Below are 14,068 nucleotides of genomic sequence, written 5' to 3'. Positions count from 1 at the left end.
AGCTTCATTTAAAAAGACTTTGGGTTCTCGGGGGACGGTTGCAGGCGCAGGTAGCTGAGTAGATGAACGGCGGGCGACTTATGGTCGCCCGTTCGTACGTTGGTACTTATCGATATTTTTTTATAAAAACCGGAATTACCACTGGCGAAGCCGACCTGGGGGAACTGATCAAGCCCTCGCTTTTCGCCACTGGCACCCCTTTGCTCTTTATTGCCTCAAACAGACTTTCGGTGGCTGCTCCATTGATAAACTCGCCGCCGTCAGTGGTCACGCTCAACGCCAATTGACGTCGTTCCTCGGTCAATTGGAGCTGTTTGGTCCGAAAAAAAGTGTGCAATGCAACCTTCTGAAGCTTCGAAATACCCACATGAACGATCTCTACATACTTCAGTGCTTTGGCGTCCCACTTCTGTATATAAAGGGTGTTTGCAGTCAGCACGTAAGTGCAAAAATAATAAGCTCCAGTATTTGAACCTGGTGTTGAAATAATCAGTGAGCAGCGCCCATGCTGAAGAATTGGGTCGGTCAGCTCCGGAAAATCTTTGACGAGCTGAGCAGAAAACTGCTCACGGTCATAATAGATGGTGGCTTTGCCGTAGGGGGTTGTGCTGCAGGCCGACAAGAGCATTACCAGACTAAAAAAGATACCAAGATAAAAATAGCGCATAAATCCTCATGAAATTTCATGTCGATCACTAGACAAAGTTTTATCGCTACCGCTTGATCCATATGGGTGTCAGGCACGACTCGGTCGTAGCCATTGATGAGAAAACGGGTACGACGGGTTCAACCAGGCAGGTTGAGATAAGGGAGACCCAGCAGTTCAAAGCTGCCGGGCGAGTTGGCTGTTACCTTGACTTGAGACCGGCTAATGGGTGTCCCCTTTTCTCCTTTTTCATTCCTTTGCTATCTCTTGATCTGAAATTGATCAGGGGATAGCGCTAATTGCGCAACGGCATGTCCTTCCGCATCACAAAACTCCACCTCATAGCCTTCAATTGGCAGACTATAAACCTCAACTATCGCTCCTTGCATACCAGCTCGAAGCCCTTCGCCTGGGATATCCTCAGTCAATACAACAACATCAAAAAGCGAGTAAACCATATATCATTCCTTCTTGACATAAAGAGTCGTCATTCTAGGCGTGAACGAACTTGTATCATATATCCAACCAGTACGAACAGTTGCCGTATTACCATTCGGCCCGGTGATTGGCATATCTATGGTTATTCTCTGACCAAATTTATCAGCAACACCTAACTTCGCAGGATATAACCGCGCACCTTCCTGCACTTTTGCTATCAATTCTTCAGCATTCGTTTGATTGTAGCCCAAAGCTGACTCAAAGACTTTTGCTTTGTTGCCTCCAACTGGGTGTTCCGAGTTTAACGCATAAGATGTTACTTTAGTCGGGTCAATAACTGCCTTTTCTGCATTAGCTAACCGCCCCGAAGCTTGAGTCTGAATTACGGCCTCCGTGTGAGTGTATTTTTTCCAGTTATCCGTTGGACCAGATAATGGGGTACGCGGAGTAGTGTCTGCATCTCCCGCTACGCCTTTTTTACCTCCACCTGCAGCCCGCCCAGCAGCCAACCCAACCGCCAGCGTCACTGTGCCCTCAATAATAGCCGCAGCATATTCCGGGCTTATACCCCATTTCGAAATCAGGACATCCGTCACCGCCTTAGCCGAATGCTCCGTGGTCACCCCTGCCAACAGGTTCTGAAACTCGTTGTTTTCCGCGATTAAAAGCTCATAGGTTGCACGGGCTTCAGGTGACGCAGAGTCCATCAAATCACGGAGCTGTTCTTTCCTAGCTTGCACCTCGGCATCCAGCGTCGAGATGCCCTTGCAGTTGCCTACTTGTTGGCCGCAGCTAACCAGCGCCTCCAGCGTCTGCCGCTCGCTCAACTCATGGTATGTGGTATACGCCTCATCTATGCATGAGCTACTCTTACAGCCTTGTAACTGGTTGGCTGCCCGTTCAAGATCCGAATGGGTCAAGTAGTTGTACTGGGTAGCGTTGGCGGCGATGTCTGCCGCGATGCGCGGATCGCTGCCTGAAACCACCGCTGTGAGCACACCAAGCAACTGCGACATCGCCAACAGGTTGGCTTTATCCTGCTCGCCTCCCGGTCGATTTGGGTCATAGCCCTCAGGTAGCACCAAGTCCGCCAAGTATTGTACGAGCGCTTCGTTGGCGCCTCCCGCCAAGGCTCCCGTTTTAAAATCGCCGCCCATGGCCATCGACTTCAAACCACCGACCAAGGCATGGGCGGCGACTTTGGTCGGGCTGCCTTCAGCCAATTTCAGATTGCCAATTTTATTGGCGGCAACCGCCCCGCCAATATCAATAACGGCACCCAACAGGTTGTTAACAAAGTTATCGCCCAGACTGCCACCTTGGATGGCGGTTTGGACCACGGTGTCCGCCCCTGTCTTCAGGACAACTTGCCCTGCACTATCCCAGTTGAATCCTAACTTGGTCGGATCGTAGCCGAGGCTGTTTCCAATGCCCCCCAGCATCCCTGAAACCACATAGCCTTTGAGGCTTTCGCTGCTGGTGGTGTCTTTTAGAACTGCGCCCAAATCACCTTTGTTGCTAATGGCGCTGTTCACTGCGTTGGTTTCCACGGCGATCAGAACAGCATTGGCGAAACCTGCCGTGAAGGTTCCTCCGGCGGCCCCTATCAGGCCTGCGCCAGCTCCGCCTGTGACGACTGCCAGCGCGATTGCCAGGACCATTTGAGCGGCGCCCCCAAGCCCCGAGTTTGAATACTTGAAGCTTTGGTGAATTTCTTCCACACGACGCCAATCAACATCGCCCCGCTTTTCAGCCTCCTTCAACCAAGCCAGTTCAGGGTCGGCCTTTACCATTGCATCAATGGTTTGGCTGACGGTTTTCTGATCAATACGCTTGATATCAATATTCAAGCCATCGACCGCTTTGATGACTAATTCGCCCTTAGCCACCAACTGACTCTGGCGCAAGGTCTCGTCTGTGTGGCCTTTGCCCTTCATGGAGTTCCAGGCAAGGCTGGTGTCGCTCTTGGTATGACTCTCCTGATGAAGATCCTTGACGGCCTCGAAGGTGATAGCGCCGCCGCTCTGCAAGGTGAGCTGATCGCCGCTTTCAAGTCTCGCCACCTGATACCGCTGATCCCCACCACTGACCAACGTCAAATCACCCCCAGTGGATATCTCGCTGCCAATGTTCTTCACATCAGTCACTTCATCCCGCTGAGTCTTCTTGCTCCCCCAACCGCCCTTTTTCTCCATGTCATAGAGCGTGTAGTCGGAGTTCTGTGCGGCCAGCAGTTGAAGGTTTTTTTGGGCCACCAGATAAGCCTCGTCACCCGCGCTGATGCGGCTGGCGATCAAGGTCATGTTGTTGCCAGCGCCCAGCAGTACATCCCCGCCCGCCTTCACGGTGGTAGCCACCTGGCTGACGTGGTCTTCCTTTCTCGTAACGCTGGAACCCTTGTTGTACGAATGCACCTCATCCGCCGCCGAAGCCAAGGTCATATCACCCACGGCACTCATGCCCACATCACGCTTGGCCTCAAGCTCGCTGGCAACCGCCGTCAAATCACGGCCAGCGGAAACCTTCAGATCCCGCCCCGCCGTCACCTGCGAACCCAGTTGCCTGATCGCCGAATCATCATGATCGCCATGATCGGTAATACGATCAGCCTTCTGCGCCGAGACGATGTTCACATCGCCAGCAGCATCGATGGTCAGGTCATTGCCGCTGCTCACCACGCTGCCGACGGTGTTGAAATCACGCCCGGCGTCGATGCTCAGGTTGTTGCTAGCCTCGATGCGCGCGGCGCTGTCGGCGAAGCCCATGGACCAGGACCATTCGCCATTTTTGTCGTCGTAGTTGGTCACGGTGCGTTCGTTGACCACATCGCCCAGCGTCGTGGTGAGCGACACGTCGCGACCGGCAATGATGCCGCCAGCCTTGTTGACGAGGTTATTGCCCGCCAGCAGGTCGAGGCGGTTGCCGGCTTCTGCCAGGCCGCTGTTGGTCAGGTCGTTGGCGGCGGCGGCCGACAGGTTGTTGGAGGCGCGCAGGGTGCCGGCGTTGTTCAAGTCCTTGCCGGCGATCAGGGTCACGTCGCGGCCCTGGATCAGCGCGCCGTTGGCGGCCAGGCGGTTGTTGGCGTTGGCCAGGTACAGCACCGGTACCAGGACCTGCTCGCCGTTGACCTCGACGGTTTCCATCCAGACGAGGTCGTGGGTCAGGGCGGCGACTTGCTGTGAAGTCAGGCTGACGCCCACCGATAGATTGAGTTCGTTCTTGCTGGCGATGGCGTTGTTCATCAGGTACTTGAACATCGCCTCGTCGGAGGTTTGACCGTCAATGAAGCGTTGGCCGGTGCGGGCGAGTACCGCCTGCTGGATCAGCCGCTGCTCATAGAGGCCGTCGCCAAGGCGCTTGGCGCTTTGGTCGGGGTCGTAGCCGAGATTTTGCAGCAGGTAATCCGAACTCATGAACTGCTTGAGCTCGGTGAGCACCGGGTTGGTTTCGATCAGGTATTTCTGGGGATTGGTTTTGAACGAGGTCTCCGGCAACCCCTGAACCTGTGTGACCGTCTGGCTGGCCACTGGCGTAGCGACTGCGGCACCACCCACTACCGGGACGCCGCTAGTCAGTGGGTTTAGGCTGACGGCGGTGACATTCACCGCCGCCACTGGGGTAATCGCGTTAGCGCCACTGTCGCGACCGGGTATCGAAAAGGAGGGGCCAACGTTTTCGACGGGCGCACTGACATTAAGCGCACTGGCGTTCACATTGCCGTTGTTGGTTTGACGAGCGATCAGAGCCAGTTGCCGGTCAGTGGTGGCCACCGGGGCAACAGCACTGAGCTGGACGCTACGCGCTTGAGTATCGGGCACGTCTTGTTGGCGCAGGGCAGTACTGATCGAAGCACTGCTCATGCTCCAGCTTTGCGGCCCCACGTTGGCCTGGACTGCCTGTTGAGCCGACCCACCCTGCCCGCTCAACCGGAACAGGCCGTTCTGACCCTCGGGAATCACAAAGCCAGGCAGTGTCAGCGGATCGATCCGTTGCTGGGCCAAATCTGGCGACAATTGGCTGTTGAGGTGAACGATAAACGGTGTGGTCGCGCGCAGGGTGCCAGTGTTATCTACCTTGCTGTCGCTGGTGATGATCGGGGCGTTAACCTTTTGCACACTATTGTTGAGCGTGGTGGAAGCGACAATGGAGGTGTTTCCACCCGACTGAATCACCGCATCGACGCTTTTACCCGTGCTGGCCGTTTGAGTTGCCGAAAAGACGCCATATCGAGTGACTTCTTTAGGCACCGGCATGTTTCTCGTCGGGTCGTAATCCGGGTTGAGCTCCGTGCTTAATCCGCTCTCCTGCTGATAGAAATAGCCGCCGTCGGCCCGTCGATACAAGGGCACGTATTTGGCGCTGTATTTGTTGTACTCATTGACCGCACCACCCGGATCGATCAACCCCAGGTAAATACTGCCCGGTTCCCTGTCGGCCGGGTTTTTATAGTTGCTGCGATAGGTAATGGTCTCAAGGTTGACCCCTTCGTTGTTGAAGGTGTCGACGGCGATGCTGATGTCCTTGGCCGCCGAGACTGAACTGTACTGATTGAGGAAGTTCGAGCCGCTGACAGTAAGGTTGCCGCCGGAGGTCATGAAAGCCGACGGCGAATCCTTCTCCAGCGTGCGCTCATAAACTTCATTGACGTAGTACCAGACGTTCCACTCATCCGAACAGTGAGAGCAACTGTGGGTGATGTAGCCGTTCACGCGTTGTTGTGTGAACGTCAGGATGTCCCTGCGGTTGGTGATGGACGTCGCCAGCAAGCGCATGTCACCGGCGCTTTCCAGGCTGCCGGAGATGTTTTCAATCAGGTCGGCCCGCTCGCCCGCCGCGTTCCGGGAGATGCTCAAATCACCCAAGCTATAGATATCAGCGTAATTGTTCGTCAGCGTGTTGCTGCGCAGTTGCATATCCGCGCCGCTGAAAATCAACCCTTTCTGGTTGAGCAACTGCGAGGCATTGATCGTAAGGTCTTGCGCGCTGCCCAAAGTGCCGTAGTTGCTGAGGGCTGCTGTGCTGACCAAGAGATCGTCATTTGACGTCATCCGTCCATAATTGATGATCGGGCCGGATGCGGTAATAACCGTTGGCCCCCCACCCGTAATCCTCCCCGCGTCGGGCAGATTCACGCTGGCAGCATCGAGGGACAGACTGCCCAGGCTGCTGACCCTTCCCGTGCCGGAATAGGCGCCCGTCAGTTTCATCTGCAGAGTGCCATCACTGGCAATCAAGCCATTGTTGACCCAGTTACCGCCCGTACCTTCCAACCGAGTTGAAGCCAACAGTTGTCCAGTTTCAGTCTGGGTGAAATTGTTGACGTCGACCGTCAGCCGCCCGGCCTGGATGACGCTGGTGTTGGTCCAGGTGTCGGCTTTTAGCGTCAAGCCGCCGCGGGTGACGATGTCGCCGCCGGCGCCGGTGACGTTGGCCAGGGAGATGTCGAACGTGCCGTCGCCCAGATGCAGTAATTGGCCGCCGCCATTGAGGAAGCTGTTGGCGGACAGGGTCAGGTGACTGTTGGCGCTTTCCAGCTTGCCATTGCGGTTGTCGAAGAGGCTGCCGATCTGGAAGTCGGTTTTGCCCGTTACCCCAAGGGCTCGCAGTTGGCCCGTCTGGTTATCGAGGCTGGCGGCGCTCACCACCAAGGTGCTGTCGCTTTCCAGAATGCCGCCACGGTTGGTCAGGGCGCCGTCCAGGTCCAAATTGATGGCGTTGCCGGCGATCTGGCCGGCGGTGTTGTCCAGGCTGGCACCGGTGCCGCTGACCTTGATCAGCCCAGAGGCATAGAGACCGCCACTGCGATTGTTCAGGCCGGCGGTGTCGATGACGATATCGCCCGCCTGCGCGGCAATCCGGCCACCGCTGTTGTTCAGCCCGGCCAAGGCGCGCAGGTCAAGGCGTTGGCCTTGAATCACACCGCCCTTGTTGTTCACATCGAAGCCGTTGCGCAGCACCCCTACGGTTCTCGCCTCAAGGGCGCCCTTGAGGCTGGCGAGGGTGCCGCCACGGTTATCGATGTTGGCCGCGATCACGTTGACATCGCCGGTTTGGGCGATGAGTTTGCCGCCCTGGTTGTCCAGATCCGCGCGCAATTCAAGACTCACACCCGTCTGGCCTTGCATCTCGCCTTGGCCGTTGGCAAGGCTCGCGGCATTGAGTTCAACGTCCGCCGTCTGGCTGTAGATCAGCCCGTTGGTATGGTTCTGCACGGCTCCGGAGGCAGTGACCGTCAGCGCATTTTTCGCGGCGACAGTACCGGTATGGCTGTTGTCCAGGGTGCCGGTGCCCAGGGTCATTTCGCCCTGGCTGACCAATTGACCGCCTTGGTTGTTGATCGCGGTCGCATCTTTAACCGTCAACGGACCAGCGCTGGCAAGCTTGGCGCCGTGGTTGTCCAGGGCCCCCTTGAGGTTGAGGGTCACGGCGGCGTTACCGATCAGGTTGCCGCCACTGTTGTCCAGGCTGGTGCCGGTGAAGCTCAGGGCTTTTTGTGCGTTGACAATACCGCCAGCGTTACCCAGGGTCATGGCGTTCATGACCAAGGTCGCGCCGCTGTCGATCAAGCCGCCTTGGGCGTTGTTCAGCAAACCGCCAGTGACGGTCAGGGTCTGGTCTGCGCCGCTGGACAGAATCCCGCCCTGGTTATCCAGGCTGGCAGCGCTGACAGTGAGTTTTTTCTGGCCGACCAGCGCACCGGTAGCACTGTTGAGCAGTGCCCCGCTGAGGGTGACGCCAACGTCTCCATTGCGGCTGGAGAGCGTGCCATTGTTGCGGTTGTCCAGGCTGCTGCCACTGACCTGCAAGTCTTGCCATCCAGAGATCAAGCCGTTCTGGTTGACCAGGCTATCGCCATCAAGGCTCAGGTTCTGACTGCTGATCAGCTTGCCGCCGCTGTTATCGATCGTCTGGCCGCTGAGGTTGAAGCTCTGGCTGCTGGAGATTTCGCCACCCTGGTTATCAAGGTTGCGCAGGCCGTTGACGGTCAGCAAACCTTTGGCGGTGATCAGGCCGTTGCGATTGTTCAGGTCATGACCGCCGAGGTTCAGCGTCACGGCTTGTTCGCCCAGTAGACGTCCACCGTTTTGGGTCAGCGCCGCGAGGGTCAGGTTCATATCGCCCTTGGCCGACACTTCGCCGCCGTCGCTGGAGTCCAGCGAATCGGCGCCGAGGGTGAGTCTGGATTGGGCATTGATCAGGCCGTTGGCGCTGTTGTCCAAGGCCATGGCGTTGAGGACCAATGCACCGCCCGCCAACACGCTGCCACCCTGGTTGTTCAAATTGCCGCTGTTGAGTGTCAGCAACTGCGCGGCGCTGATCAGGCCTTGGGCCTGGTTGTCTAATTGTTGGCCAACCGTCAGGTCGAGCTTGCCACGACTGGTCAGGGTGCCGCCGTTGTTGTTCAGGCTTTGCGCAAGGACATCGACGCTGGCCGCGCCGATCATGCCTTTGACGTTGTTCAGCGCCTGGGCGATGCGCAGGGTCAGGCCCTGGTTGCTGAGCAGCCGGCCACCGTCGTTGTTGAGGTTTTGTGCCGCCAGGGTGAAGGCTTGGGCGCTGGAGATTTCACCGCCCTGGTTGTTCACGCCGAGGAGGTTTTTCAGCAGCAACGTACCGGGGGCGTTGATCAGGCCGTTCTGGTTGTTGAGCTGGCCATTGTTCATGTCCAGGCTCAGCGAGGTGTTGCTGAACAACTGGCCGCCCTGTTGATCCAGGCCGGAAACCGAGGCAGTCAGTGCGCCCTGGCTGCCGATGCGACCGCCGTCCTGGTTGGTGACCTGGGCCGCCTTGAGGTTCAGTGTGCCGCCGCTGTTGAGGCGTCCGTTCTGGCTGTTGTTGAACGCGCCGGTAGAGACGTTCACCGCGCCTTTGCCGCTGATGCTGCCCCGCTGACGGTTGTCCAGGGCCGTGCTGCTGAGCAGCAACGCGCCGTCGGTCACCAATTCGCCGCCCTGGTTGTCGAGGCGACCCAGGCTTTTAACGGTGAGGTTGGCCGCGCTGGACAAGCTGCCGCCGCTGTTGCCCAGATTGGCGGCGCTGACGTCGAGGGTACCTTCGCTGCTGAGTTGACCCTGGGTGTTGATCAGGTCGCCACTGAGGTCGATGCGCTGGTTCTGCTGGCTGACCAGATAGCCGCCGCTGTTGTCCAGGGAACCGCCGTCGAGGCTCAATTGTGTCTTGGCACTGAGCAGGCCTTTGGTCCGGTTGAGCAGCTTGTCCACGGTGAGCTTCAGGGTTTGCCCGGCGGATATTTGGCCGCTGTCGCTGTTGTCGAGGTTTTTGCTCACCAGTGTGACGCCGGTGTTACCGCTCAGCTCGCCGCCACGGTTGTCGAGGTCGTCAACGTTGATATCCAGCGCTTTTGTCGCGCCGATCAAACCGGCCTGGCGGTTGTCCAGGCTCGACGCTTGCAACGTCAGGTCCGTGGTGCTGACCAACGTGCCTTGACGGTTGTCCAGCGCGGTGACAGTGACGTCGAGCCCGGCCTTGCCGGCGATACTGGCAGCGCGGTTATCCAGGCGATCAGCGCTCAATACCAGTGCGCCGTCGGCGATCAGCGAACCGCGCTGGTTGTCGAGCAACGTATCGACCTTCACATCGAGCTGATCGCGACTGCTGATCAGCCCATCGCTGTTATCCAGGCTGGCGCTGTGGCTGTCCACGGACGCAGCCGAAACAATCCCTTTGGCGTTGTTCAGCGCCTGCACGGTTCGAAGCATCAGGGCTTGGTTGCTAAGCAGTTTGCCGCCGCTGTTATCGAGGTTCCGCGCGGCCAGGGTGAACGCTAGCCGGCTGGAAATTTCACCGCCCTGGTTGTTGACGTCCTTGAGGTTGCTCAGCAGCAACAGACCCGCGGCATTGATCAGGCCGCCCTGGTTGTTCAACTGGCCTTGGTTCATGTCCAGGCTGACGCTGGTGTTGCTGAACAACTCTCCTTGCTGTTGATCCAGCCCGGTGACCGATGCAGTCAGAGCCTGACTGCTGGCGATACGGCCGGCGGCGTTGTTCACCTGAGTGGCGGTGAGCGCGAGGATGTTGCCCGAGGTCAAGCGCCCGCCCTGGCTGTTGTTGAGAGCGCCGGTGCTGACTTGGGTGGCGGCGCTGCCCGAGACCATGCCTTTCTGGCTATTGTCCAGGCTGGCGCTTTTGAGGCTCAGGCCGGCGTCGGTGCTGATGGAGCCACCCTGGTTGATCAGCCCACCCTGGCTGACAATGGACAACGTGCCGGCACTGCCGAGGCTACCGGCGGTGTTATCGAGGCTGCCGGCGTCGACGCTCAGTTCACCTTCGCTGCTGATCAGGCCTTTGTTATTCAACAATGCGTTGTCGAGTGTGATCACCAAAGCATTCAGGCTACTGAGTGCGCCACCGCTGTTGTCCAGCGTACTGCCCGTGAGCATGAGTCGGCCTTGGGCGTGGACCAGGCCCTTGGTCTGGTTGATCAGTTGCGCGACTTTCAATTCAAGCGCGCTGCCTGCAATCAGTTTGCCGCCGTCGCTGTTGTCCAGGCGTTGAGCGCCAACCTTGACGTCCAGCCCTGCGGACAGTTCGCCCGCCCGGTTATCGATCTGCTCAACCTGCAAATCCAGCGCTTTTGTGGTGCCGACCAAGCCACCGTTGCGGTTATCCAGAACGCTGCCGGTCAGGCTCAGGTTGCCTTGTGATACCAACGCGCCTCCCTGCTGTTGCAGGGTATCGATCCGCGCGGTGAGGTCGGTTTGGCTGGAGATGCGGCCAAGGGCGTTTTGCACCTCATTGGCCTTCAAGTTCAGCGGGCCTACGCTGCTCAGCAAACCACCGCTGTTGTCCAGCCGCGTGACTTCGACGCCGACGCCGGCTTTGCCGGTAATGATCCCGTTGTTACGGTTGTCCAGTTGCGCGACCGTCAGTTGCAGCGCTCTGTCGGCGCGGATGTTGCCGCCACGGTTGTCGAGCGAATCGCTGCGCACGGTCAGCAGGTCGACCCCGGTGAGACGACCGCCGCGGTTGTCGAGGCTACCGGTTTGCAGGTCAAGTGCGCCCTTGGCGATCACTTCGCCCTGGCTCTGGTTGTCCAGCAGGCCGCTGATGCGTGCGCTCAGGCTGCCGTCGCTGATCACTTGGCCAGCGTTGCCGTTGTTCAGGCTCGCGGCCTGGATGTCCACGACCTTGCCCGAACCGAGCACACCCTCGCGGTTGTCCAGCGCGCCGCCCAGGCTGATGTTCAAGGCGTTATCGCCCAGCACCTGACCATTGCGGTTGTTCAGGGTCATCGCGTTGAGCCGGGTCAGACCGGCACTGGACACTTCGCCCTCCAGGTTGGTCAGCGTTCCATCGACGTTCACACTCAGGTCGGCGTCGCTGCTCAAGGTGCCGCTGCTGTTGTCCAGGCTGGCTGCGCGCACGGCAAGGCCATTGGCCGAGACCAATCCTTGGGCGTTGTTCAACGCCTGGGCAATGGTCAGGTTGAGGCCCTGCTTGCTGACGACTTTGCCGGCGTTGTTGTCCAGGCTGTTTGCATTCAGGCTGAAGGACTTGTCGCTGGAGATCTCGCCGTCACGGTTGTTCACAGCGGCGAGGTTGTTCAACAGCTGCGCGCCGGGGGTGCTGATCAGCCCGCCCTGGTTGTTCAATTGCCCATGGTTGAGGTCAAGGGAAAGGCTGGTGTTGCTGACCAATTGGCCGTTCTGTTGCTCCAGCCCGGTGACGCTGGCGTTCAGGGCCTTGGCGCTGGCGATGCGACCGGAGGTGTTGTTCACCTGACCGGCCTTCAGTAGCAGCGTGTCACCGCTGATCAGGCTGCCACCCAGGTTGCTCAGGGTCGCGGCGCTGTCGATGCTCAACGCACCGACGCTGGTCAACTGACCCGCATCGTTATTGATACCGGCGGCTTTGACGCTGGCGGTGGCGTCGCTTTTGAGGCTGCCTTGGGCATTGAGCAGTTGCCCGCGCACGTCCAGGTTCATCCCTCGCTGGGCATACAGCGACCCCTGGCGGTTGTCGAGTTGGCCGGCGTTGACCGCCAGGGCGCCTCGGGTGGAGATCAATCCGAGGCTTTGGTTGGTCAGGCGTTCGAGCGTCAGGCGCAGATCACCATAGGCAATTACTTTGCCGCTGTTGCTGTTGTCCAGCTCGGTGCCGGTCAGCGTCAGGACACCCTGGCTCGACAGCTCACCGCCGCGGTTATCCAACTTGCCTACATCGAGGCTGGCGGCCTGGGTTGTGGTGACGACGCCGTTCTGACGGTTATCCAGGCTCGCCGCATCGAGCGTCAGCAGCCCCGCCGACGACAGCAGTCCCGCCTGATTCAGCAACTGCGCCGAAATGCTGGCGGTGAGCGCACCGTCACTGAGCAAACGGCCTGCGGTGTTATCCATCGACGCAGCGCTGAGCTGCACGCTCTTGCTTGAAGTGAGCCGGCCGCTGCGGTTGTTCACTTGGCCGCTGGCGTTGATATCCAACCCCTGCCCTGCCGCGACCAGGCCAGCCACGTTGTCCAGCGACGCAACGCGCAATGTAACGCCGCTCAAGCCGGTGAGTTCGCCACCGTTGTTATTCAACTGACTGACATTGGCCGTCAGGTTGCCGTTGCTGCTGACCGTGCCCTGGGTGTTGAGCAGCATGTTGGCGGTCACGTTCAGCGTATTGCTGCTGAGCACCCGTCCTTTACTTTGATTGTCCAAGGTCGCGGCGTTGACCGTGGCGGCCTGCCCGGCGCTCAACGTCCCACCCTTGTTGCTCAGCGTCTGCACAACGTCGACTGTGAGGTTACGACTGGCAACAACGCTCTTACCGTTGTTACTCAGACTCTGCGCCTCCAGGCTCACGTCCCCCGCCGCGTTACGGGTGTTATTCGCATTGACCCCGGCCTCAATAATGCCGTTGTTGATCAGTTGCCCACCCGCGCTCAGGGTGATGCTGTCCCGCGCCGCAAGACTCTGCTGGTTACTCAGGTTGCCCTGGGTCTGGGCCTTCAATGTGGTGCCGGCGTAAACCGGTCCTTGGGCATCAAGGCTCGCGGCTTTGACGTTGACCGCGCCGGTGGCCGAGGTTTGCGCCAGACTCAGGTGGCCGTTGGCATCCAACTGAATATCCCCGCCACTGGCAATCAACTGCCCGTCCAGCTTCACTCCGACACCGGCCTCGGTGCCCACCAGTTTGATCGCGCCGGCATACATCCCGCCCAGAGCCGAGGAGTCGATCGCCAACTGCGGCTTGGCGCTGCCGTCGGCGGCGCGGGCGGTGGCGTTGAGGGTGTCGGCGTTGACGTCGTTGCGCCCGGCAACGATGGTCAGGTTCTTGGCCTGGATCTCGGCGTTGATCTTGGCGCTGCGGGTAATGATTTCGAAACTGTCGACGTTGTTGGCGTTGAGGCCCGCGCCTTCGATGGCGACGCTGCCCTGGTCAACCTGGTAGCGGCTCACCTGACCGTTTTCGATGATCGGCTTGCCCGTGGTCAGGGTCGCCTTTGGGGTATTGATGAAACCGCAGCCATTACAGCTGATGCCGTAGGGGTTGGCGACGATGACGTGGGCCGACTGCCCTGCCACTTCGGTGTAGCCGCGCAACTGGCTCGGGTTGCCGCCATTGACTTCGTTGAGAATGGTGGTGGCGGCCGTGCCGTTGAGGTTTGGGTTGCCGAGGATGATCCCGCCCAGTTGCGTGGACTGGGTTCGGTTTGTGGCGTTGTTGAGGATTACGCCGTTGCTGCCGACGTTGTAGTCCTTGAATTGGTTGTGGGACAGACCGCTGCCGTTGGGTTTGGCGATGTTGACGATAGGCACACCATTGCCTGCCTGGCTGAGGCCGGTGCCCGGTGCGCTGACCACAATGCCGTCGGCCTGGGCCCACAGCGGTTGCCAGAACATGACGTTGGCCAACAGGAACGCCAGGCCGCGCTTGGGCATGCCCCAGAACCGGTCACGGGCGTGCAGGGCTGCGGAAGGTTGGCGGGCCAGGAAGGCGTATTGGCGGTCGTCCATGTTCAGGTCTCGTTGCAGCAAA

At 59.1% G+C, this 14,068-nt stretch carries 3 protein-coding genes; all 3 read right to left on the bottom strand.

Translation table 11 applies throughout. The annotated features are described in order from the left end of the window. Window positions 1-106: 106 nt before the first annotated feature. Window positions 107-667 carry a hypothetical protein gene (locus BLO97_RS18005; RefSeq protein WP_092347146.1) on the bottom strand — a complete coding sequence of 187 codons (561 nt, stop codon included), beginning with the start codon at window positions 665-667 and terminating at the stop codon, window positions 107-109. A 239-nt stretch (window positions 668-906) separates the two neighbouring features. Beyond that, window positions 907-1,104, bottom strand: coding sequence for a DUF4926 domain-containing protein (locus BLO97_RS18000; RefSeq protein WP_092347143.1), 198 nt, complete (start codon window positions 1,102-1,104; stop codon window positions 907-909). 3 nt (window positions 1,105-1,107) lie between these two features. Beyond that, window positions 1,108-14,046 carry a two-partner secretion domain-containing protein gene (locus tag BLO97_RS17995; RefSeq protein WP_092347140.1) on the bottom strand — a complete coding sequence of 4,313 codons (12,939 nt, stop codon included), beginning with the start codon at window positions 14,044-14,046 and terminating at the stop codon, window positions 1,108-1,110. Window positions 14,047-14,068 lie beyond the last annotated feature (22 nt).

Source organism: Pseudomonas sp. NFACC05-1 (assembly GCF_900100135.1).
GTDB classification, from domain to species: domain Bacteria; phylum Pseudomonadota; class Gammaproteobacteria; order Pseudomonadales; family Pseudomonadaceae; genus Aquipseudomonas; species Aquipseudomonas fluorescens_Q.
This window is presented reverse-complemented; position numbering and strand designations above follow the sequence as displayed.